Genomic DNA, 23900 nt, shown 5'->3' with positions numbered 1-23900 from the left:
GTGCCCTGCACCGAGAAGGCGTACTGGCGCGGCACGCAGCGCCGGATCAGTCCGGCCGACACGCTCGCCCGGGTCCGGCCGCTGCTGCGGCGACTCGGCATCACGCGGATCGCGGATGTCACCGGGCTCGACTCGATCGGCATCCCGGTCGTGATGGTGTGCCGGCCGAACGCGCGCTCGATCTCGGTCTCGCAGGGCAAGGGGCTCGACCTCGAGGCGGCGCGCGCGTCGGGCGTGATGGAGTCGATCGAACAGTGGCACGCCGAGCACATCCTGCGACCGATGGTGTTCGGCACCGCTGCCGAGCTCGCCGCGACGCGCCGTCTCGTCGATCTCGCCGGGCTGCCGCGGCTCGCGATCGGGGCGTTCCAGCCTCATCGCAAGCTGCTGTGGCTCGACGGTGTCGACCTGTTCGACGGGGCGCCGCGCGCGGTGCCGCTCGAGGTGGTCACCACCGACTACACCTCGCCGCGCCCGCCGGGCAGCGGCTGCTTCTTGACGACGTCGACCGGGCTCGCGTCGGGCAACGACGCGCTCGAGGCGACGCTGCACGGGCTGTACGAGGTGATCGAGCGCGACGCGGTGGCGATCTGGCGCGCCGGCGGCGCCGAGGTCCGGCGGCGCACCCGGATCGCGCTCGACACCGTCGACGACCTCGACTGCCGCGCGCTGCTCCTTCGGTTCGAGCGCGCCGGCGTCGCGGTAGGTGCGTGGGACGCGACCAGCGACCTCGGGCTGCCGGTCGTGGTCGTCGAGATCGCGGATCGCGCTCCGGACCCGTTCCACGCGCTGTGCGTGAGCGGCGGCCAGGGCTGTCACCGATCGAGCGCGATCGCGCTCGCCCGCGCGCTCACCGAGGCCGCGCAGAGCCGGCTGACCGCGATCTCCGGCGCGCGCGACGACATCGTGGAGCCGTCGTTCCAGCGCGTCCGCGCGGCGGACCGGATCGCGGCGGCGCTCGCCGAGCTCGAGGCGCCCGCCGCGCGCTCGTTCGCAGAGCTGCCCGATGCGGCGAGCGACTCGTTCGACGACGACCTCGCCGCGGTGCTCGGCGCGCTGCGCGGCGCTGGGCTCGCCCAGGCCGTCGCGGTCGATCTGTCCCGGCCCGAGCTCGGCGTCGCGGTGGTCCGCGTCGTCGTGCCGGGGCTCGAGAGCATGTGGAACGCACCCGGCTACGCGCCCGGTCCGCGGGCGCAGCGAGCGAGGCCATCGTGATCGTGCTGTTCACCGGACCGAGCCTGCCGCCGGCCGACGTGCCGGCGGTGCCCGACCTGCGCGTGCTGCCACCGGCGGCCCAGGGCGACGTCTACCGGGCCGCGCGCGAGCGGCCGTGGGGCATCGGCCTCGTCGACGGGTTCTTCGAGCACGTGCCGGCGGTGTGGCACAAGGAGATCCTGTGGGCGATGGCCGAGGGCGTGCACGTGTTCGGAGCGTCGAGCATGGGCGCGCTGCGCGCGGCCGAGCTCGCCGACTTCGGCATGGTCGGCGTCGGCTGGGTGTTCGAGCAGTTTCGCGCGGGCGCGCTCGACGCCGACGACGAGGTCGCGCTGACCCACCTCGCGGCCGATCACGGCTATCGCCATGTGTCGGAGGCGCTGGTCGACATCCGCGCCACGCTCGACGCGGCGGTCGCCGCCGGCGCGTGCACCCGCGCGGCGGCCGATCGGCTGGTCGCGCTCGCGAAGCAGCGGTTCTATCCCGACCGCCGGTGGCCCGAGCTACTCGCCGAGGCGCGCGCCACCGGCTGCGACGTCGCCGCGCTCGAGCGCTGGCTGCCCGGCGGCCGCGTCGACCAGAAGCGCCGCGATGCGCTCGCGCTCGTCCACGCGATGCAGGCCGCGCGCGCCGCCGGCGCCGCACCGAAGCGCGTCGACTACGCGTTCGAGCGCACCGACGCGTGGGACCACGCGCTGCCGCGGATGCGCGCGGCGCGCGGCGCGACCGCGGCGCCGCTGCTCGACGCGCTGCGCGCGCTCGGCGACGCGTCGCTGTACGCGAGCGCGGTCCACGGCGCGCTCGCCCGCGCGCTCGCCGAGGACGCGGCGGCGCGCCAGGGCCTGTCGGTCAGCGCCGACCTCATCGAGCGCACCGCGCAGCAGTTCCGCCGCGAGCACGGCCTGTACACCGCCGCCGAGACCCGGGCGTGGCTCGCCGAGCAAGAGCTCGACCCGGCCGCGTTCCTCGATCTGATGCGCCGCGAGGCGGTCCTGCGCTGCGCGCAGGCCGCGACCGAGCCCGAGCTCGATCACCACCTCGCCGATCAGCTGCGCGCGATGAGCTGCTACGGGCGCGTGCGCCGGAGCCGCGGTGCGGAGTGAGCCGGTCGAGCACTGCCCGCCGCCGCTGCGCACGTTCGCGGCCGCGCACGAGGGTGCGGTCGGCCAGCTGCGCTGGAACGCCGACCTCGCATGCCGCTACGCCCGGCCCGGTACCGCGAGCGGCGTCGCGTGGGGCTCGGGCACGCTGATCGCGCGCGACCTGTTCCTCACCGCGGGGCACTGCTTCGATCGCACCGGCGGCCGCTGGCTGCGCCCGCTCGACGACCGCACCGGCGACGTGATCGGCTCCGCCGAGATCGCCACGAACATGCACGTCGCGTTCAACTACCAGCTCGATCCCGCCGGCGAGCTGCGGCCGACGCACTGCTACCGGATCGTCGAGCTCGTCGAGCACCGCCCGGGCGAGCTCGACGTCGCGATCGTGCGGCTCGCCGGCGCGCCCGGCGCCGCGTGGGGAGTCGCCGAGCTCGCGCCGACCGGCGCGCGCCCGGGCGAGGCGGTGTGCCTGATCGGCCACCCGCTCGGCTTCACGAAGCACCTGGTCGCGGGCCGGTGCGTGGCCGCGGGCGGCACCGCGCTCCGCTACCTCGGCGCGGCGACGTTCGAGGGCAGCTCGGGCTCGGGCGTGCTGCGGATCTCCGACGGCCGCCTGGTCGGCGTCCACACGAACGGCCGAAGCGGCGCGGGCACGAGCTCCGGCGTGTGCGTGAGCGCGCTGATCGCGCGATCGCCGACGCTCCAGCTGGTTAGCCGGGCGGCGGCAGCAGGCGGAACAGCGGCGCGTCCTTGTTCCGCGCCGCGGCCGCGACGCAGCCCTTGAGATCGGCGAGCGCGCGGATCGCGGTCTCGGATTTACCTGCTCGGGGTCGGCCGCGTCGGCGGGGACCCTCCTGGCCGATTGCCGCGGCCGATCTCCGACGGCGTGAATGTCGCCGGACGGTGGCGGAACGGGTTGACGAGCTCGGGTCATCTCGTCACGGCGAATGCGCGCAAACACCTATTCGTTGGGCCCGAGTTGGGTCCATGCCTTCCAAACGGGTGCGATCGGTGGTTTGGTGCCCCCCAATTCGCCTGCTGCGACTCGCACGATGCCAAGCACGATGACGGAGCGACGACGATCTGCGATGTCGCGCAGAGCCCGCCGATCCCGATGAACCCGGGCTCCACGCCTGCCCGCGGGATAACGCCTCTCTCGAGGGCGGCGCCGCGGACGCGTGCGGTGACTGGTACATGTCACATCGACCGCGAAGCGCGTCGAGATCCCCGGCGGCGGGCGCGAAGCGCCGAGGTTCGCGCCGCCGCGGCCAGCGTGCGTGAACGCGCGTGAACGCGACCGATGCGCAGGGCCTCGGACCACGCTGCCAGACGCGGCTCGCCAGAGCGTAATTTTCCACATCGCGATTGCTGCGCACGCAGGGCCGATGATAGCGTCTCCTGATTGCCTGGGGGTGCCATGCCTGTACGACATGTCATGTTCAATGCGCTGCCCGATCCCGTCCGCGATCGGCTCGTTCGGTGCCTCGAGGGTCAGGGCCCGCCCAGGCCGATCCTCTCCGCGCCGACGAGCGCAGGCGCTGGGATCCTCGGGTGGAGCTTCCTCGCGCTGGCCGCCGCCGCCGTGACCCTGGTGCTCGTCTGCAATCATTTCGGATCGCTTTGGTCAGGCGTTCAGGGCACGGGGCACCTCCTCGGCTACGCCGGCAGCCTCTTCCTGCTCTTCGTGTCGACCCTGATGGCCATCAAGCGGCTCAGGTTCAAGTCGACCCTCCCGTTCAGGGCAGGCCGGTATCTCTTGCCGGCGGACTACGTCGACGCGACAGGGCCCAGGCTGACGATGATCCCGATGTCGGATCTCGTGAACGTCGGCGCGGTACACCACCACACGAATGGGGTCTACTCCCACTCGCTCATCACCTTCAGCTTCCAGGGGAACGTCAGCCAGTCGTTCGTCGTCCGTTCGCAGGCAGAGGTCCAGGCCAAGGTCGGTGAGCTCGAGTGGTCCCGGCAGGCGCTCGGGGCCGCGTTCGCGTCGAGGGACGTGCAGCAGCTCATCGCGCTGGATCCGTTCTTCGAGGTCCGGCGCGACGACGCCTGGGACAGGCTCGTGGCCGTCGATCCACCGCACGCAGCGGGCGGCCACGCGCCGCGTGTGGGCACGATGCCGTCGTTCCTCCACCCCGGCTTCATCGCGGGCGCCTCGACGCTGGTGGCCGTGATCCTGGCGCTGCCCTTGTGGTACGTGCGCAACCTCCTGAGCGACGAGGCGATGTTCCGTACCGCCAAGGAGGTAGGGAGCGAGTTCGCCTACGAGGGCTATATCCATTCAGGCCGCAGGCACCTCGATGAAGTGAAGAACAGCTTGCTCCCCCGGGCCGCGCTCACGGAAGCAAAGCGCGAGGGCAGCGTCACCGCGCTGCGCGCCGTCCTCAAGAAGTACCCGGGATCGGTGGTGGAGGGAGAGACGCGCGCCGCGGTCCATGAGCTCTTCTCGAAGACGCTGGCCGACTTTCGAGCGCAAGCCTCGACATCGGACCCGGTCATGCTGAGCTTCATGGAGAAGCTGATCTCGTACCTGGAGAAGAGCGAGCGGTCGACCGTCGAGGTCCGCTTCGACCCGCCCTCCACCGACATGCTCGCGAAGCTGGATGCGGTCTTGCAGCAGAAGGCGCAGGCCCTCCGCCCGCGGGGCGCGGGCGTGGCGCCCGTCGCGAAGCATTTCGATGTCGAGCACTCCCTTCCTCGCGAGGCGGCCATCGTGAACAACCTGGCGGCCGGCTTCAAGCGGGTCTTCCCGACGGACATCCTCGAGCTCAAGCAGGGGGAGCGCCTGACCGACAACGCCGGCGCAGCCAGGGTCGCTCCGAGCGTTCCGACGATCTACATCCATTACGATGTCGGGTCGTCCGGCACCATGTACTCGGGCGAGCGCAGCGAACGAGCGTTCGTCGGCATCCTGGTCGATTTCGACGGGACCATGCGGATCCCCGGAGTGCGCGACGCGTTCGACTTCAAGCTGAAGGTGATGCCCCCGGACGAGTTCACCGTGGAGTACACGAGCACGGCAGGGCTGGGGGCCAACCTCGCGAGCGCGCCTCCCGATGACCGGGTCTACGAGGTGATGGCGCTCCGCGCCTTCGACCAGCTCGCGGGCAAGCTCAGGAGCATCTTCTTCAAGCCCGGGAGCATGGCGCTCCAGGGGGCGGACGAGAGCGGCCCGGCGCAGGGGGGCTCGGCCCCCGATGCACGCCCGCTCGGGCGCCGCCCGCGCCAGTGACCGGCTGAGCACGCGCGGGCGGTCGCCCTCGAGGTGGCGGAGACCCCGCGACACGCGGCCGAAGCGCTAGTTGCACCCCAGCCGGCACACCATCGCCGCCGTGTAGGAGCACCCGTGGTCGCCCCATATCGTGGAGCTCGGCCCCGTGCACCGGAACGCGCACCCCCGCCCGTCCGCGGTCGCCTCGGCCGTCAGCCGGTAGCCCTCGGCGTTGCAGCTCCCCGTCGATGACAGGCAGCTCGCCAGTTGCGGCTCGCACTGCTCGACCACGTAGCCGGCCGGGCACGTCCAGTCCGCGCTCGCCCGGCCGTAGTCCGGCGACCGCCCCGTCTCGGTCGCGATCGGCTCGTGCTTCGAGAAGGTCGGCATCCCCGTCGTCACCTGGAGCGGCACCACGACGGCCCGCTCGCGCGGCACCACCGGGGCGGACGCGTCCTTCGGCTGCACGACGAACGTGTCCCGCCGCGTCTGCCGCTCGCACCCGGCCGTCGCGCCCTCCGGCGTCCACGAGAACGCGAGCTCCGCGCTCCCGTGCGCGGGCACCTCGACCGTGCGCTCGCCGTGGGTCACCCGGACGTCGACCTGCGCCCGGTTCGTGATGAGCGCCTGCGCCGTCCCCGTGGCGCCGTACGGCACCACGCCGAGGTCGACGGGCAGCGGCGCGATCTCCGGCTCGGCGAGCGAGAAGCGGCACACGTCCGCCACCGGGTAGATCGCGTACGCCAGCGGCACCGCCTTCTTGACCTCCATCCGCAGCGCGCCGAACGCCTGCCCGCCTCCCTTCGCGCCCGCGACCGGCGCGCCCTCGACGCCCTCGATGGCCAGCTCCCCGACCGAGGTCATCGTCACCCGGCGGTCCCCCGCCTCGAGCCGGGCCTTGAACAGGCCGAGCGCCGTGCCGTGCGCCTCGCCGGCCGTCACGTCGGTCTCGTAGGCCACCATCGCGCCCCGCTTCACGGCCCCGATGAAATGCGTCGCGCGACCGCAGGCGCAGCCGCCGGTCGCCGCCGGCACCACGCTCTCGGTCGGCTCGAAGAACTGCGGATCCTCGTCCGCGACCAGCGCCATCGCGACCAGCCGCAGCCGGCGCCGATCGAGCGTCCCACCGGCGCTGAAGTACGCCGGCAGATCGACGTCGGCGCCGACGAGGACCGAATCGACGGCGATGCCCACGTAGCGAAAGTCGATCGCGCGCTCGCCCGGCGCCGGCGCGGGTGCGCCCGGCGCCGCCGCGGGCGCCGCCGTGATCGCGGCCACCGTCTGCGCCGCGGGCGCCGCCGCCCCGGGCGCGCCCGTCGCCGCGGGCGCCGCCGGCTCCGCCTTCGGACGGGCGCAAGCAAGGCCTACCGGCGAGAACGCGCCCGCCGCGCTCCTCGACAGCCCGCGGCCCGGCACCATCGCGCTCGACGTGTCGAGGAGGTAGTCGTGCCGCACGTCGCTGAACGCCCGCGCGGCGGCGAGCAGCGCCCCGGCCTGAGAGCAGCCGCTGTCCTTGCAGGCCGGCAACACCGCCGCGCCGGCCGGCTTGCGCGGTGGCGGGACCGGCACCTCCGGCGGCCCGGGGCAGCCGAGCGCGGAGGCCAGCGCCCCGAGGAGGAGCCCGCCCGCGCGCAGCGGCGCGGCGCGCCGCCGGCGAGCGCGATCTGCGCCGCTCACGGCCATGTGATCGTCATCCACCGGACGCGCCCCGAGCCGCTCACCGCGTCGTCCGCAAAGAACAGCGAGGCGCCGGACCGCCCCGCGAACGCCGGCGACACGTCCTGCGACGCGCCGCCGGTCAGCCACGCCAGCGGCTTCAGGGAGGGCGCCGACACATCGCCGGGCGCCAGCGTGAAGGCGTTCAGCTCCACCGAGTCCCCCGGGGCCGACGCGAGCACGCCGCGGCAGATCTTGTCGCACGCGAGCGCGAGCGACGACACCGCCGCGCCGTCCGGGCCGCTCACCACGACGGGCGGGCCCTGCACCGCTCCGTTGCCGTCGACCCGCACGAGCCGCGCGCGCCCGCCGGCCCCCGCGCCCCCGCCGGACTCGTCGGCCGGCTCGTCGATCCAGCCGACGAAGAGCCCGCCTTCGAGCGGCGCGAGCACCGGGCTGCGCGAGTGCTCCGAGGATGCATGGAGGCGCGATTCGTCGCCGATCCGCTGCAGCGTCTTCGCATCGAGCCGCGCGAGGAAGATGTCGCCGCCGGGCTCGTCGCCCTGGCCAGCCGCGCCGCCCGCAGCCGCGCCGCCGCTCGCAACCGCGCCGCCCTGGCCGGCCGCTCCGGCTCCCGCAGCCGCGCCGGCCTGGCCAGCCGCGCCGCCCGCAGCCGCGCCGCCGGCCGTGCGCGCGTCCGACCACACGAGCCACACCTCCTGGCCGCGCACCGCGATCTGCACCTCGGCCGCGTCGAGCGGCGCGTTCGTGATGCGGCGGTCCGGCGCCGTCCGGTTCAGCGCGCGGTCCACCCGCGCCGCGTACACCTCGGCGTTGCCGTCGCGCGTGTCGATCCACGCGACGATGAAGCCCCCCGCGCCGTCGTAGGCGATCGCCACGTCGGACGCCTCGCTCGCGGCGCCGCCCTGCTTCTTCCGCGGCGCCGTGGTGAGCTTCTTCTGCGCGATCTTCGCGCCCGTCGCGTCGACCTTGGTCAGGTACACCTGCGTCTCGCCCCGCTCGCGCGCGACCCACGCGATCACGCTCTCGCCCTGCGCCGCGCCCTTGCCCTTCGCGTCGGCCGGGAGCGGCGGCGCCGCCGCGATCGCGACGCCGCCGAGCGACGACGCCTTCTGCGAGAGGACGCTCAGCTTGCCGAGGCCGCCCGGGGACACGGCGCGCACCGCGAGCGTCGCGGAGACCTCCTGCCCGCGGGGCGCGGCGTCCGACGCGCCCTCGACGAAGTACGTGACCCACGCCGAGAGCGCCGCGCCGCCGTCGAGCTCGACCGCCGCGACCTCGGCGACGGAGTCGCCCTCGGCGAGCGCGCGCACCGCGGTCGCGCGCGGCGGCGGGTCCTTGTCCTCCCGGAACGCGGGCGCGCGCCACGCGCTCTCGCGCACCGGGAGCGACACCAGCGCGAGCGGCGCCCGCGCGCCCGCCGCGCCCGCCGCGCCGCCAGGCTGCGGGCCGGGCGCGGCGCTCGCCAGCGTCGCGCACGCGCCCGCGTGGCACGTCAGCCCGCGCACGAGGTACGGCACGCCGTCCGTCGCCGCGAACGGCGCGGCGCGCACCGGCTCCGCCGCCCGAACCGAGAGATCCGGGCCGAACCGCACGAACGTCGGCCAGACCGGCGGCGCGGCCGCCCCGTCGCGCGCCATCTTGAGCGTGGCGGGCGCGAGCGTCACTGCGGCGAAGCCGTCGCCGTCGGCCGCGATGTCGGGCGGCCCGCTCGCGCTGAAGACGAGCCCCGCCCGCTCCGCGCCGAGCGTCCCGTCCGGGCCGACCGACGCGAGGTGGATGAGGCGCCCCGGCCCGCGCGCCCCCGCGCCGCCGACCTCACCGCCGCGGGCGCGCAGCAGGTCCTCCCACGCGAGCAGCGCCCGTCCGCCTCCGCCCTGGGAGGGCGCGACCAGCGACACGAGCGCCTGCTCGCCGGACGGCGGCGTCGCCTGCCGCGGCGCCACCACCACCTTGCCGCCCGGCTCGACCGCCGCGAGGTAGACGGCGCCGTCGATGTCCCGCTCGTCGGTCCAGGTGAGCAGGTAACGCCCACCGAGGGAGGCGATCTCGAGATCGATCTGCGCCGTCGGCTCGGGGCTGACGACCACCGGCGCCGACACCTTCCCGGCCGCGTCGATCTCCAGCAGCGCGACGGATCCGAGCTTCCCGTCCTCTGCGGCGTCCTCCGCCTCCGCCTTGCGCGCGGGCTTGCCCTCGCCTCGGCCGCGCGGCGCGGCCGGCGGGAGCACCAGGGCGACCGCCGCGCCCCGCTCGGTGGCGACCGCGTTCCACCCGAGCACCTCGCGCGCGACCGACGCGGGCGCCGTCGGCTTGATCGCGGCGCCCTTGCCCTGCGCCACGACCGTCATGACCACGTCGACGCGGTCGACGCCGGGGTGGGCGACGCCGGCGCGGGCCGCGTCGCCCTGGGCCTCGCGCGGCATCTCCCACAGCACGAGCGCGCCCTGCGCGTTCGGGAGCACGTCGAGCCACGAGATCTCCTCGGCCGTCTGCGCGACGAGGCTCGCCGGGGCGCTCGGCTTGCCGGCGGGGTCGAGCGCGAGCACGCGCACCGCGCGGCTCCCCTCGATCTGCTCGATCCAGGCGGCGATGTAGCCCTGCGGCGTGGCGCGCAGCGCGGCGACCGGCACGTCGGCGGCGACCGGCCCCGCGTCCACGGCGTCCCCCCGCGGCGCGCCGTCCGCGCCGAGGAGGCGTGTCCGGAAGCGCCCTCCCGCGGCGTGGAGCAGCAGCGCCTCGTCGCCGCGCCGGGCGAAGTAGGGCGTCGCGTCCTCGTCGTCGAGCTCCGCGATCACGCGGGCCGGCAGGAGCGGCGGCCCTTCCGGCGCCTTCGGCTGCGCGGGCGGCGTCTTCACGACCGGCGCCTGGCGCGCGACGGGGGCCGGCGCTGCGCCGGAGCACCCGAGCGAGAGCGCGAGCGCGGCGCCGAGCAGCGCCGGCGCGCGGCGCCCGAGCGCGGGGCCGGTCAGGCGGCGTGCGTCGCGCCGCGGACCGCGTGGAACCCAGGAGAGAGCGCTGCGGACGAGCATGGCGGCGACCATGCCAGAAGCGAAGAGCCCCCGCTACAGGGCGCCGCGCAAGCGGAGCGCTCGCCCCGGTCGTACCCGCGCGCGGGCCAGCCTGGCCGGACCCCTGGCGGGTGGAGCTAGAACGCGAGCAGGCGCCCGAGCAGCGATCTGTACCTGCGCAGGGCGAGCCGGAGCTCCTCCGTCGACGCCTCCGCTCGCCCGGGCTCGCCGTCGATGAGGCGCTGCAGCGTGGCGCGCTCCTCCCGGAAGCTCTGCGTGACCCGCTGGATCACCTCGTTCACGAGCGCGTCGGCCTGCTCGACCGACAGGCGCGGCGCTTCGATGAAGCCCGCCTGGATCGCGCTCCAGCGCTCGGACAGCTCGCGCGCCTCTTCCGGCGTGAGCACGGGCGCGCGCTCCGGCCAGGGCTCTCCGGTCGGCCCGCCGCGCGCCGTGTAGACGGCCGGCTGGCGGCCCGACTCGGGTGGGATCTCTTCGTCGGCGAACCGCGCCTCGGGCTGGCTGCTCTCGCGGGCCGTCACCATCCGTTCTCTGTGCAATGGGCTCACGATGGCCACCTCTCCGCTCGTTGGCGCTGTGCGCCCAGCGGGCATAGCAAGCCGCATGCGCGTCCCGATGTGCATCCGCGCCCGCTGCGGCGCGCGCAGCGCGACAAGGCCAGAGGCCCGGAAGAGCCCGAGAAAATGCAGAGAGCTCTCCGGGCACGCCGGGCTGCCCGGCGCCGATCACGCGGAGCGGCGATCCTTCATGAGCCGATGAGGCGGAAGAGTACGGAATACGCCCGGCGCCGGCCGGGCCGCCGCTCGTGCAGCACAGAGCCGCCGCCCGGGCGCGGCAGGGCCGCCGCTCGGGCGAGGGCGCGCAGATTCACCTCAGCGACGGGCGCAGCTTCGTCACGACCGCGCGGATCTCCCGCACCACCTGGAGGAGCGCCTCGTCCTCATCGGGCCACTTGGTCACGGGCTTCTTGTCCCGCGGCACCGCCTGGAGCTCAGCGAAGCGCGTCGTCTCCCAGTCGCAGGGGCGGAGCAGGATCGGCACGACAACGGCCTGCCCCGCGGCGCGCCGCTCCATCGCGCGCGTCACCTGCGCGTCGCCCTGCTCGGACGCGAGGTAGCTCGCGCTCACCAGGAGGAGGACGAGGTCGGCCGCCTCGAGCTGCTCGCCGATCGCGCGCTCCGTGTCCTCGCCCGGGCCGATCTTCCCGCTGTGCCACGGCGCCATCAGCCCCTCCCGCCTGAGCGGGGTCATGTGCGCCTCGAGGCGCGCGAGGAGCTCCTCGTCGCGCGAGGCGTAGGAGAAGAAGACGCGCACCGGCCGCGGCGCCGCCGCTGCGCTCGGGGTCGACGTCTGCGACGCCGCGAGCGCCTTCACGAGCGACGACGGCAACGTGGGCGACGACTGCTGCTGGGCCCGCGCACCGGCGCGCGGCGGCGCGGCCGCTTGCGGCGGCGCAGCGGCATGCGGCGGCGGCGGAGGCGCCGCGCCGGGCTCCAGGCCGAGGAGGACCTGGGCGACCTCCGCGTGATCGCCCGCCTGGTTCTCGTAGACGATGAGCCGGACGCCCGACTCCTCGAGCAGCCGGCGGCGGAACGGCGGCACCCCCTTCGGGAGCAGCGCGAAGTGCATCGGCGGCTGCCCGCCGGAGAGCGCGCGCACGCGGGCGAGCGTCTGGTCGATGTTGTCGTCGGCGAGGCCGAAGCCCACGAACAGGATGGAGTGCGCGCGGTAGAGGGCGCCGAACGCGTCCTGAAGCAGGGGCGAGCCGAAGATCGCCCGGTCGTACTGGTCGCGCGAGAACACCCAGGTGTCCCACGCCCGCAGCGTGCCGTGCAGCTTCAGGATGAAGCACCTGTCCATGGCGATGTCGCCCGCCGGCCGATCGACCATGCGCCACTCGCCCTGGAACGCGCGCTCCAGGAAGCGATCGATGTTCGTGGTGAGCACGGCCTTGAGCTTCGGCTTGAGCGCGGCGATCGCCCGCGCCAGCTCCGGCACGTCGCGGCCCGTGTCGTCGAGCTCCTTGTCGACGGTCCAGTTGAAGTCCTGCGGCCCGAGCGCGAGCCTCGCGGCGGAGAGCGCGTTGATGAGCTGGTTCGAGGAGATGTACTGCTGGATCTCGTCGATGACCGCCGGGTCCGCGCTCCGCCGCCGCGCGCGGTCGCGCAGCTTCTCGGCGAGCTGCTTCCAGGTGGGCATGCCCGCGGCCGCCGAGACGCCGGCGCCTGCGAAGACGATCAGATTCCCTGACGTGTAGCGCTCACGCAGCTGCTCGAGGATCTCTTCATCCATCAGCGATCACGATACCGCGGATCTGCGCCAGCGGGCGGCGCCCCCGCCGCGCTCTCACCGCGCCCCACCCTCACCGCGCCGCGCCCTCACCGCGGCGGCGCGGAGCGCCGCTCGGTAGCGAGCGAGAGGCCGACCCCCAGCCAGGCCCCCTCGACGGCGCCCGCCTCCCCGCGGGCGTCCTCGTAGGGCGCAGGCCGGAGCACGATCCCCGGGTCCAGCGTGAGCCCGAGCCACACCGGGCCGCCCAGCCGCGTCTCCACGCCGAGCCCGAGGCCAGCGCGGGCGGACCACGTATCGCGTTCGCCCGCGATGCCATCGACGGAGACGGCGGCGGGCAGCCTGAGCGATGCCACGGAGGCGGTGGCGCCGATCGAGAGGCGCCACGAGGCGGTAAGCCAGAAGCGGTAGTCCCCCGAGAAGCCCGCCTCGATCCAGCGCAGCGGCTCGCCGTCGGACGGCGCGGCCAGCAGGCGTGCGAACAGCGACTCCGTGAGCCGCAGGCGCCGCAGGCCGAGCGCGAGGCCGGCCCCGCCGAGCACCCGCGGCCCGCCCGAGACGACCGCCGCGTAGGGCCCGGCCGAGACGGACAGGGTGTCGAGATCGCGCGAGGCGAGCTCGACCTCGTCCTGGGTGGGGCGCCGCGGCGACGGCGGCCGCCGGGGGGCGCGCGCGCGGCGCATCTCGGCGACGATCATCTCGGAGGCGGCGATCGCGACGAGCCGCGCGGCCACGTCCGAGGTGAGGCCGGAGACGGCGATCTGCCGCCGCACGACGGCGCGGCCGTCGAGGCGCACCTGGATCTCGAGGCGCGCGGCGGTGGGCCGGTCGACCCACACGGTCGCGACGCGATCGCCGAGCGGGCCGACGGGCTCGGCGGCCAGCGCCGCGCCGTCCGGGAGCTCGATCTCGAGCAGGCGCCGCACGCGGACGCTGGAGACCTCCTCCGCCGCGCCGCGCGACAGGGCGACGCGCACCTCGATGGGCGCCGCCGCGTCGGGCAGCCGCGGCGCGGCCGGCGCAGATGCGCGGCTCGTGATCGCCACGACGGCGCGCGGCTCGGCGGCCGCGGCCGGGAGGGCGAAGCTCAGCTGGACGACGACCGCCGCGGCGGCGAGCGCGGGAAGATCCCAGCGCGGGGCGCGCGCCGGGGGCAGGCGGCAGAGGCCCGTCCTCTGCGGCGGCTTCCGCGCCGGAGATGATCCGCTGGGCATCCTGGCACGGGCCATCGGTGTACTTGGCCACATACCCTGTTGTCCTCTGAATTGCCTCTTTCTTGTGGTCCGCACCCCCGTCGCCGAGGCTGCGCTGGCCGAACGATTCCACCGCGACACGCCCGTCGAACGAGAGCGGCCGCGCGTGCCCGTAATATTTCGCTGCCAGCGCTTTCGTCACGCCGTGTCCTGCACCGAGCCCAGGGATTCCCCCCCGCCGGCGTGATGGTCCGCCGGGTCCGGTGCTTCAGCCATTCCGGATCAGACTGGCCTCCATCTCCTCGCGCTCTGCCTCCCAGCGCGCCTCCGTTGTGCGGCGTGTCGCGTGGAATGATACTGACGCATCGATGCGTCCGCCCGCCGATCCGACCGAGGAGACGAAGTCCCTCGCGGCCACGTCCGCGACGCCGGCCGGAGCGCGCCCACACCTGCTCGTGATCCAGGGCGGATCCTCGTCGCGCTTCTCGTTGCCAGCGAGCGGCGCGGTGCTCATCGGGCGCGCCGCGGAGGCCGATCTCCGCATCGATAGCAGCGCGATCTCCCGGCGGCACGCGCGGCTCATGGTGGCCGACGGGGAGGTGCGGATCGCCGATCTCGAGAGCCACAACGGCGTGCGCGTGAACGGCGAGCGGATCGAGGGGGCGCGGGCGCTCCGCTCCGGGGACGTGATCACGCTCGGCGAGCTCGCGCTGATCCTGCGCTGCGAGGCGCGGGTGAGCCGGCGGGTGGCGGACGCCGCACAGCTGCGCCAGCGGCTCGAGGAGGAGATCGAGCGCGCCGCCGATTATGGCTCTCCGCTCGCCGTGGTCGCCGTCCTGCTCGGCGATGGCGCGCGGCCCGAGGCGGGCCAGCGGGCCATCGCCTCCGTGCGCCTCATGGACACCGTCGGCCTGGGCGGCGCCGCGCAGCTCGCCGCGGTCTTTCCGGAGCTCACCGGCGACGCCGCGCTCGCCGCCGCGGCCGACCTCGTGGCGGCGCTCGCCCCGGTCGCGCCGGCGCTGCGCGCGGGCGTCGCCTGCCTCCCTGCGGACGGCTGCGACGCCGACACGCTGCTCTCCATCGCCCGGGCGGCCGCCGAGGCGGCGGCCCCGGGCGGCCTCGCCTCCGCGGCCGCCGCCACGGTGCAGCACCGGCTCGGGGAGCAGACGCTGCTGCTCGCGGATCCCGCGATGATCCGGCTCTACGATCTCATCCGGCGGCTCGCCCAGAGCGACCTGCCTGTCCTCGTGCTCGGCGAGACGGGCGCGGGCAAGGAGAACGCCGCCGCCGCCGTCCACCGCTGGTCGCGGCGGGGCGACGGGCCGTTCGTCCCGCTCAACTGCGCCACCTTGCCCGAGGCCCTCGTCGAGAGCGAGCTGTTCGGCCACGAGAAGGGGGCCTTCTCCGGCGCTTCCGCCGCGAAGCCGGGGCTCCTCGAGCGCGCCAGCGGCGGCACCGTCTTCCTCGACGAGGTCGGCGAGCTGCCCCTCGGCGCCCAGGCGAAGCTCCTGCGGGCGCTGGAGGCGAAGCGCATCACGCGCCTCGGCGACGTGCGGGAGCGCGAGGTCGACATCCGCGTCGTCGCCGCGACCAACCGCGACCTCGAGGCCGAGTGCAAGGCGGGGCGCTTCCGGCAGGACCTGCTCTTCCGCCTGGGCGCCGCCACGGTCGACCTGCCGCCGCTCCGGCAGCGGCCCCGCGAGATCCCCATCCTTGCGCGCGCGTTCCTGACGGAGGCGCGCGAGCGGCTCGGCGCGCCGCCGGCCGAGCTCTCCGACGCGGCGCTCCGCCTGATCACCGCCCACGCGTGGCCTGGCAACGTCCGGGAGCTGAAGAACGCCATGGAGTTCGCGGCCGCGACGATGCAGGGCGAACGGGTCGAGGTCCGGGATCTCCCTCCGCGCACGGCCGGGCGAGCCGCCGAGGAGCAGCCCGCGCCCGGGACGGCGACGGCGCCGCCGGGCAGCGCGGCTCCGGCCGAGCTCCGGCGCTTCACGCCCATCGCCGAGGAGCTGCGGCAGCTCGAGCGCCGGCGCATGGAGGAGGCGCTCGAGGCCACGGGCGGCGTGCAGACCCGCGCGGCCGAGCTCATCGGCATGCCGGTCCGCACCTTCGTGTTCAAGCTCAAGCAATACGGCCTCTCGCAGCGAGGGGCGAAGCCGAGATCGTGATCGCAGCGCCGCGGTGGCGGGGAGAGCGCCCGCCCCTCGCGGCCGCGCCGCGATGCCGCTCGCGCGCCCCGCGCTTGCCCGAGAAACCCGCCCGGTCTATCTCAGCGGCATGCGGGCCCGCACCTTCGCGGCAGCGCTCAGGCACGACGTGACCTCGCCGCCGGCAGCGGCGACGCAGCCGTGATCGCGAAGGAGCCCGCGCAGGGCGCGGCATGGAGCCCCCCCGAGGAGTTCGAGGAGTACCGGATCGTGGGCCTCCTCGGGCGCGGCGCGATGGGTCGCGTCTACCTCGCCGAGGATCGACTGCTGGCGCGGCGCGTCGCCATCAAGTTCATCGCGACCGAGTCCCCGTCCGACGCGACCCGCGAGCGCTTCTTCGCCGAGGCCCGGGCGATCGCGCGGCTCTCGCACCCGAACGTGGTGGCCGTGCACCGCGTGGGCGAGGTGCGACGGCGGCCGTTCCTCGTCTCCGAGTACGTGCGCGGCCGGAGCCTGGACCGGCTCGACAAGCCCGTCCGCTGGCAGGAGGCGCTCGCCATCGGCGTCGCGCTCGCGCGGGGCCTCGCCGCCGCGCACCGGAGCGGGGTGCTCCATCGCGACATCAAGCCGGCGAACGCGATCATCTCGGACGAGGGTGAGGTGAAGCTGCTCGATTTCGGCCTGGCGAAGCTCCTGCCCGTGGCGGGCGAAGCGGCGGCGCTCCTCGAGGCGCGCGCCGCGGCCGTGGACAGCGGCGCCGCCGCCGGGAGCGGCGGGGACACGGGAGCGACGACCGGCGATCTTCTGGAGACGACGAGATCGCACGAGCCGGGACACGCGCGCCTCGGGGCCGTGGATGCCACCACGTCGCTGCCGGCGGAGGGCCCCCGCGCCGACGACGGCGGCGCGACCGTGTCCGATGAGCCCGGGGCCGCGCGCCCCCAGGCCGCGGAGACGACGGTCCCTCGCGCGCCGGGCGCCCCGCGCGCCGGGGTCGCTCGCTGCGACGGCGAGGATGTCGTCGGCACGCCGCTGTACATGGCGCCCGAGGTGTGGCGCGACGAGCCCCCGAGCCCGCGCGCGGACGTCTACGCCCTCGGCGTGCTGCTCTACGAGCTCTGCGCCGGCAGGACGCCCCACCACGGCGCCGCGCTGGCCGACCTGCCTCGCCTCGTGCAGGAGGTCGCGCCGCGGCCGATCGCGCGGCTCGCGCCGGATCTCGATCCGCGGTTCGCCGCCGTCATCGATCGCTGCCTCGAGCGCGATCCCGCGCGGCGCTTCGGCTCCGGCGACGATCTCCGGGAGGCGCTCGAGCAGCTCGTCGCCCGCCGCGCCGAGGCGGCCGCGCCGGAGGGCAACCCCTACCGCGGGCTGCTCGCCTTCGAGGCGGAGCACCGCGGGCTCTTCTTCGGCCGCGACGCGGAGGTCCGGTCGATCCTCGACCGGCTGCGGGCGCAGCCGTTCGTCCTGGTCACGGGCGACTCCGGCGCGGGCAAGTCATCGCTCTGCCGCGCCGGCGTGCTCCCCGCCGTCGCGGAGGGCGCGCTCGGCGAGGGCGGCGCGTGGGCGATCGCCTCGGCGCGGCTCGGCCCGCGCCCTGTCGAGGCGCTCGCGGCGGCGCTCGGCCCGCTCGCGGGCGAAGGCGAGCGCGAGCTCACCGAGCGGCTCCGCGCGGAGCCGGCGGCCCTGGGCCGGGAGCTCCGCCGGCGCGGGACCCCGGTGCTGCTCTTCCTCGACCAGCTCGAGGAGCTCTGCGCGCTCGCGAGCGCCGCCGAGGCGGCCCTCGCAGCCGAGATCCTCGCCGGGCTGGTGCGCTGGGGCGGCGGCGTGCGCGTGCTCGCGACGGCGCGCAGCGATTTCCTCGGTCGCCTCGGCGCGCTGCCGGGCCTCGGCGACGAGCTGTCGCCGGCGCTCTACCTCCTGCGCCCGCTCTCCCCCGAGCGGCTGCGGGACGCGATCGTCGGCCCTGCGGCGGCGAAGGGGTTCCGCTTCGCCGCAGGCGTGGTGGAGGCGCTGGTCGCAGAGGCCGCGCGCGCGGACGGCGGCCTTGCGCTCCTCCAGTTCACCCTCGCCGAGCTCTGGGACGCCCGCGACGAGGCGCGCCGCGAGATCCCCGCGGCGGCGCTCGCGGCGCTCGGCGGCGTCACGGGCGCGCTCGCGCGCCACGCCGACGGCGTCCTCCGCGCGCTCTCCCCCGAGCAGCGCGCGGCCGCGCGGAGGATCCTGCTCGCGCTCGTGAGCCCGGAGGGCACGCGCGCGCACCGGACCGACGCCGAGCTGCTCGGGCCCGAGCTCGCCACGGCGGCGCGCGGGCCCGGATCGAGGACGGCCGCGCGGGCGGCGCTCGACGCGCTCGTGCGAGGGCGGCTGCTCGTCGCCCGCGAGGCGGAGGCCGGGGCGCAGAGCGCCTACGAGATCGCGCACGAGGCACTGATCCGCGGCTGGGACACGCTGCACGGCTGGCTCAGCGGCGACGCGGAGCGCCGCGCCGTGGTCCACCGGATCGAGCGCGCGGCCGCCGAGTGGGAGCGGCTCGGCCGCCCCGCCGACGCGCTCTGGGGAGACCGGCAGCTCCGCGAGCTGCGCGGCGTCGCGGACGAGGCGCTCGCGCCGCGGGAGCGGGCCTTCCTGTCGGCCTCTCGCCGCGCGGCGCGCCGGCGCACGGCGGCGCGCTGGGCCGCGGCGCTCGGCGTTCCGCTGCTCGTCGGCGCCGCCGTGGTCGCCGCGCGCCTGAGCGCCGCGCGGGCGCTCGACCGGCGGGTCGACGCGCACGTCGGCCAGGCGTCGCGCGCGCTGGCCGAGGCGCGGGCCGGGTCGGAGCGGTCGAGCGCCCTCGGACAGGACGCGCGCGCCCGGTTCGCCGGAGAGGACACAGCGGGCGGCGAGTCGACGTGGCAGAACGCGCGCGCCGCCGCCGCGGAGGCCGATCGCGCCTACGCGCGCGCGTCGCAGGAGCTCGAGGTCGCGCTCCGCCTCGGCGACGCGGATCGGGCCGACGCGCGCGCGCTCCTCGGCGACGCCCTGGTCGAGCGCGCCGCGCTCTCGGAGCGCGAGCGGCGCTTCGAGCAGCGCGACGAGCTCATCAGCCGGCTCGCCGCCTACGACGACGGGGGCGAGCGCCGGCGCCGCTGGGACGCGCCGGCGCGGCTCGCCGTGGGCACCGCGCCGGCCGGCGCCGAGGTGACGCTCCGGCGGTTCGAGGTGGCGGGCGGACGCCGCGTCCTGTCGGCGCCGCGCGCGCTCGGCAGGACGCCCCTCGAGGGCCTCGAGATCGAGCGCGGATCGTTCGCGCTCTCCTTCACGGCGCAGGGGCGCGCGCCGGTCACTCTGCCCCTCGTGCTCGAGCGGGCCCAGGTCGAGCGCATCGACGTCGCGCTTCCGGACGAGGGCGCCGTCCCCGAGGGCTTCGTCTACGTGCCTCCCGGTCGCTTCCTCTTCGGGATGGAGGAGGGAGAGCTGCGGCGCATGCTCAACTGCCAGCCGCTCCACGCGGCCGAGACGGGCGCTTACCTCATCGCGCGGCGCGAGGTCACGCTGGCCGACTGGATGGCGTACCTGCGCGCGCTGCCGCCGGAGGAGCGCGCGCGGCGCACGCCCGCGGCCCAAAAGGACTGGCACGCGCTGGAGCTGCGCCAGGCGGAGGGCGGCGGCTTCGAGCTCTCGATGCGGCCCACGGCGCAGGAGTACCGCGCGCGCGAGGGCGAGCTGCTCCGCTACCCCGGGCGCGCGCGGCGCGCCGTCCAGGACTGGCGCCTCTTCCCCGTCGCCGCGGTCTCCTTCGATGACGCGCTGGCCTATGTGGCCTGGCTGGCCGGCACCGGCCGCGTGCCCGGCGCGCGGCTGTGCACGGAGCTGGAATGGGAGCGCGCCGCCCGCGGCGCCGACGACCGGGTGTATCCCGGCGGAGACCGGCTGGAGCCCGACGACGCCAACCACGACGTGACCTACGGGCGCGAGCCGCTCGGCTTCGGGCCCGACGAGGTGGGCGCGCACCCGGCCTCCGACAGCCCCTTTGGCGTCCAGGATCTCGCGGGCAACGTGTGGGAGTGGACGGTATCTGCCGGGCGCGACGGCGAGCCTGTGCTCCGCGGCGGCAGCTGGTATCAGGACGCGGCGTCGAGCGCGAGCAGCAACCGCGAGGTGGCCGAGCCGACGCTCCGCAACCCGCTCATCGGCCTGCGGCTCTGCGCGACGCCTCGGGCTCCGGCGGGCTCTGGTCCCGGGCGCTGAGCCACCCTTGCTTGCTCGGCAGTACTTGCGTGCTGGAGCGTGTGCCCGGAGAGCAAGGTTTGCTCGACCTGCCGCGAGCGCACCGCCGGCGAGGCGGCTGGGGCGGCACGCCGATTGCGAGACACGGTGCGCGGCGCGGGCCCGGGCGTGAGGCGAGGCGCGAGCGCTGCGTGAGCAAACGAGAGGCAGGCTTCAAGATGACGCTTTTCACGGGATCCAGGGTGGAGACGCGGCGGGCCGGCGTGTGCGGCGCAGCGGGCGGCGCGCCGCAGTTGCGGCGGGCGGGGCGCGCCGCGGTCGTCGCGCTGCGGGGCGCGGCCATCCTGCTGGGCGCGGCGTGCGCAGGCGAGGAGCCGGCCGATGAGCTCTCCCTCGCCGAGGAGGTCGGACCGCTGGCGAGCGAGGCGCAGCGCGGCGAGATCAGCGTGGCGCTGGATGCGACGAGCGCGCTGCCGACGCTCAAGGCGTGCGTGTCGTGCATGGAGTTCAATGAGATCCTGTCCGTCGACGAGCTGAGAGCTCGCTGGGGACAGCAAGGGAGGACGCTCCACGGCATCATGGACGGCGGCGATTGCGAGGCCATGGAGGTGCCCAGGAGCTTTTCCCTGAGCAGCGCAGCCGACGCGGCTGGGACGCACATCCCCGATGTCCAGGTCCGTCAGGGCAGGCTCGTCAGCAGCAGCGGCGCTGTGGAGTGGAACGGAGCGCGTTTCGAGGCGAGCGTCCGCTGCGCCGGCGGCGCGGGGACTCTCCCTGTGACCGCCGTCATCACGGAGGTGCTCCCCGGCGCGAGCCAGTTCGAGCGCGCCCATCGGCCTGACAAGTACCGCGTGATGCTCATCGATCCACGGAGCGGCGCCTCGTTCCCGGCGTGTCGCGACCCGGCGAACCGGACCGGTGGCCATCTGGCGATCCCGCTCCCCGGCGTCTGGAACGAGCACGGGAACCTCGAAGACGACCTCGACGCCTTCACGTTCGCCTGCGTGACGTCCGCCGCGGCCAAATGCGACGATTGGGGCTACGGGCACGCGGGCATCCGAGCGGTCGATGTCTCGGCGACGCTCGTCCACGAGGCGTGCACCCGGATGGCGCGCGCCGATTACTGCGGCACCGGGGGCACGTGGACGCGCGACGACACGACGATCGGGTTCTGGGACAATGCGACTGTGGCGGGCGCAGAAGAAGCGGATCCGCCGCAGGCTCCGGGCTTCGAGTTCGAGGCGGCGTGGACCGCGGAAGGGGCGCTGTGCATGCATCACCCACGCTGGCCAGACCGGTCACCCATGTGTGAAAAAGAGATCCCTTCCTGCGACTCGGCGGAAGAGGCCAGCGACCGGATCGACAAGTCTCTGCTGCTGTTCAACACGTCCAGAACCGAGGGCAACACAAACGGGCGGCTGCCCCCCACCCTGCCCATCGACCTGTAAGCAGCACCCCTCCAGTCCGGGCGGCCAAGCGGCCCCGCGCCGCCCATCCCCGGAGCGCGCGGTCTCCCCGGCTCACGCCTCCTGGCGGAACGCGGCCACGAGCCAGTTGACGTGACGACCGGTGTCGTCGTCGCTCGAATGGCGCTTGAACAGCGGCATCCTCAGGATGCGCACGTGATCCTGGAGGTTCGTCTTGAAGGGCGAGCCCTGGATGGGCGTCCCGTCGGGCCGCACCTGCCGCCCCTCGATCTTCATCTTCTTCAGCACCTCGAGGGACGCGAGCCGCAGGAGCTCATAGGCCCTGCCCGGGTCCTTGCAGCTCACGGAGACGATGAGCTTGCCGAACGTCGGGTCCTTGTTCACGAGGACGTCCCCCGCCTCGAAGCCGCAGTCGAAGCGGACCTTCAGATCGGTGAGGCCCTTCTCCTCGAGCGCCTCGCGGATCGGGTCGGTGTCGGGGAGCGCGATGCGATCGAAGATCCCCGCGTTGGGCAAGAACAGCCCTTTGCCGCCGTCCCGCGAGTCCCTGAGATCGGGATTCCAGCTCTCCGCGTTGATGCGGAACTCGCGGCTACAGTGGGTCTGCACCACGTGGTCCTGCTCGAAATCGATGGGTTGCCCGTCCGCGATGCGCATCTGCCACGCGACGAGGTTCACGGGGACGCGGCTGCGCTTCCGCTTGATGGCGTAGCTCTCCTCGCTGACGGGGTGCTCCACCTGGATCCGCGTGTTCATCTCCAGGAAGTAGAACTTCCCTTCCTTGAACATCAGCTCGACGGTGCCCGCGCCCACGTAGCCCACGCGGTCCGCGATCTGCACGGCGAGCCCGCAGATGCGCTCTTCCAGGCCCGGGTACCGCCGGAGCAGGGCCGGCGGCGCCTCTTCCTGGATCTTCTGGCTCGCGCGCTGCTCGCTGCAGTCGCGCATGCCGAAGTGCCGCGCGTTGCCGTAGCGATCCCGCAGCACCTGCACCTCCAGGTGGATCGTCTCCGGGATGTTCTGCTCGAACATCACGCCCGGCTGCCAGTTGTACGCCTTGATCTCGCCAAGGACCTTCTGGATGGCCTGAGGCACCTGCTCCACCGTCGGGATGACGGCCTGCCCGCGGCCGCCGCCGCCGTTGGCGGCCTTCAGCCGCCCCGGGAACGTGAAGCGTCCAGCCGCGTGGGCCTCGAGCACGATCCGCTGGATCTCGCCCGGATCGTCGCTGTCGATGACGATGCCCGGCGTCACCGCGGTCGGGTCGAAATCCTGAGCCATCAGGCGGAACTTGCGCTTGTCGCCGGCGCTCTCCACCACGTCCTGCATCGGGCCGACGAAGACGATGTTCTTCTGGCGGAAGTGCCGGATGGCCGCGGCGTTCTCCGCCAGCGGGCCGTACCCGGGATAGAGCCCCGCGCGCGACAGCTCGTCCTGCCAGCCGTCGCCGAAGCGCCGCTCGAACTCGGCCCTCACCTTGTCCGCGATCTGGGTGAAGTTCGCGTAGCTCTCGCGGAAGCTCCCCTCGAGCCCCACCCCGAACCCGCCGCCCTCCCGCGCGATCCGCAGCTGCAGCGCGTTCGCGTCGTCCTGCAGGCTGTAGAGGACCACGGGGATCTTGCCGAGCGCGATCGCCTCCCGCGTCGCCCGCACGCCCATCTCCCCCTTGTCCGCGACGAGGATGTACTTGAGCTGGCCCGCGCTCACCGTCGTGGCGGGGTAGCTGTCCAGGCGATGCACGGCGGCGTACAGGAGATCCAGCACCTGCGCGTCCTCCCGCAGGAGGTCGCCGGCCCGGGAGCGCAGGAGCTCCGCCGCCTGGTCGCGGAGCGAGGGCTCGTCCTGCTCCAGGATCAGGAACTTGAGGAGCCGCTCGTCGTCGAATTCACGCCGCTTCAGCGCCCGGAGCAGCCCGCCCTCCAGGTAGCGAGCGAACCCGTCGCGGTCCGCGGCCGTGATCGCCGCGCGCGTGTCCCGGATCCGCGCGAGCAGGCCCTCCGCCGCCGCGAGGAGCTCCTGCACCCGCTCCTCGTCGAGGAGCGCCCTGCGCAGCGCCGCTTCCAGGGGGCGCTGCCAGCCGAAGTGCGTCCTCCACACCTCGCCGTTGGCGATGAGGTACCGCAGCCCGAGGAGGCGGTGCGCGTCCTGGCCGCCGGCCAGCGTGCCCAGATCGAGCAGCACGAAGCCAGGGACGCCCATCGCCGTGGTGAACGCCTCCATCGAGGACACATAGCCGCCTCGGGGCAACACCAGCTTCCACGACGGGAGCAATTGAACTTCGTTGCGGGCGGGTAGAGAGCTGGTGCGGACGGCGGTGGTCATCCTGAGCGGTTCTCCGGCGCGGCGAGCGACCAAGCAAGCGCAGAACCGCCAGGAGTGTCAAGCATGTCC

Annotated in this window: 13 protein-coding genes; 7 read left to right on the top strand and 6 right to left on the bottom strand. The window is 74.7% G+C overall.

Annotated elements, in window-relative coordinates:
- From WME95_RS47825 to WME95_RS47810, 4 genes are all read left to right on the top strand, one after another.
- Complete coding sequence (locus WME95_RS47825; protein ID WP_437905829.1) at window positions 1–1215, top strand: YcaO-like family protein; 1215 nt, start codon at window positions 1–3, stop codon at window positions 1213–1215.
- Window positions 1212–2318, top strand: a complete 1107-nt coding sequence (locus WME95_RS47820; RefSeq protein WP_437905828.1) for a TfuA-like protein — start codon at window positions 1212–1214, stop codon at window positions 2316–2318. The genes WME95_RS47825 and WME95_RS47820 overlap by 4 nt, the downstream gene beginning before the upstream one ends.
- Entirely contained in the window at window positions 2308–3099 is a 792-nt protein-coding gene (locus WME95_RS47815) for a trypsin-like serine peptidase (protein WP_437905827.1), read from the top strand. Before WME95_RS47820 ends, WME95_RS47815 begins: the two co-directional genes overlap by 11 nt.
- Before the next feature lie 633 nt (window positions 3100–3732).
- Window positions 3733–5553: a hypothetical protein gene (locus tag WME95_RS47810; protein ID WP_437905826.1), complete on the top strand. Its 1821-nt coding sequence runs from the start codon at window positions 3733–3735 to the stop codon at window positions 5551–5553.
- A 66-nt stretch (window positions 5554–5619) separates the two neighbouring features.
- On the opposite strand, the gene WME95_RS47805 is transcribed toward WME95_RS47810, so the two are convergent.
- The 5 genes from WME95_RS47805 to WME95_RS47785 all read right to left on the bottom strand — a co-directional run bounded on the left by WME95_RS47805 (window position 5620) and on the right by WME95_RS47785 (window position 13744).
- Complete coding sequence (locus WME95_RS47805; RefSeq protein WP_437905825.1) at window positions 5620–7209, bottom strand: hypothetical protein; 1590 nt, start codon at window positions 7207–7209, stop codon at window positions 5620–5622.
- Window positions 7206–10253 (bottom strand): hypothetical protein, encoded by a 3048-nt coding sequence (locus WME95_RS47800; RefSeq protein WP_437905824.1) that lies wholly within the window; start codon window positions 10251–10253, stop codon window positions 7206–7208. Before WME95_RS47800 ends, WME95_RS47805 begins: the two co-directional genes overlap by 4 nt.
- A 104-nt stretch (window positions 10254–10357) precedes the next feature.
- Window positions 10358–10789, bottom strand: a complete 432-nt coding sequence (locus WME95_RS47795; protein WP_437547608.1) for a hypothetical protein — start codon at window positions 10787–10789, stop codon at window positions 10358–10360.
- Between the two features lie 319 nt (window positions 10790–11108).
- Window positions 11109–12533: an SIR2 family protein gene (locus tag WME95_RS47790; protein ID WP_437905823.1), complete on the bottom strand. Its 1425-nt coding sequence runs from the start codon at window positions 12531–12533 to the stop codon at window positions 11109–11111.
- Window positions 12534–12619: 86 nt separating this feature from the next.
- The gene (locus WME95_RS47785) at window positions 12620–13744 is read right to left on the bottom strand and encodes a hypothetical protein (protein ID WP_437905822.1); all 1125 of its coding nucleotides are present in this window, start codon (window positions 13742–13744) and stop codon (window positions 12620–12622) included.
- Between the two features lie 347 nt (window positions 13745–14091).
- On the opposite strand from WME95_RS47785, the gene WME95_RS47780 reads away from it, so the two are divergent.
- The 3 genes from WME95_RS47780 to WME95_RS47770 all read left to right on the top strand — a co-directional run bounded on the left by WME95_RS47780 (window position 14092) and on the right by WME95_RS47770 (window position 21530).
- The gene (locus tag WME95_RS47780) at window positions 14092–15894 is read left to right on the top strand and encodes a sigma 54-interacting transcriptional regulator (protein WP_437905821.1); all 1803 of its coding nucleotides are present in this window, start codon (window positions 14092–14094) and stop codon (window positions 15892–15894) included.
- A 180-nt stretch (window positions 15895–16074) separates the two neighbouring features.
- Window positions 16075–20103, top strand: a complete 4029-nt coding sequence (locus WME95_RS47775) for an nSTAND1 domain-containing NTPase (protein ID WP_437905820.1) — start codon at window positions 16075–16077, stop codon at window positions 20101–20103.
- A 197-nt stretch (window positions 20104–20300) separates the two neighbouring features.
- Window positions 20301–21530: an ADYC domain-containing protein gene (locus WME95_RS47770; protein WP_437905819.1), complete on the top strand. Its 1230-nt coding sequence runs from the start codon at window positions 20301–20303 to the stop codon at window positions 21528–21530.
- A 72-nt stretch (window positions 21531–21602) separates the two neighbouring features.
- On the opposite strand, the gene WME95_RS47765 is transcribed toward WME95_RS47770, so the two are convergent.
- Window positions 21603–23831 (bottom strand): biotin carboxylase N-terminal domain-containing protein, encoded by a 2229-nt coding sequence (locus WME95_RS47765; RefSeq protein ID WP_437905818.1) that lies wholly within the window; start codon window positions 23829–23831, stop codon window positions 21603–21605.
- Window positions 23832–23900: the final 69 nt, after the last annotated feature.

Origin of the sequence: Sorangium sp. So ce327 (assembly GCF_051530205.1) — a bacterium.
GTDB classification, from domain to species: Bacteria; Myxococcota_A; Polyangia; order Polyangiales; family Polyangiaceae; genus Sorangium; species Sorangium cellulosum_B.
The sequence above is the reverse complement of the archived record's forward strand: the minus strand, read 5'-3'. Positions and strand labels throughout refer to the sequence as shown.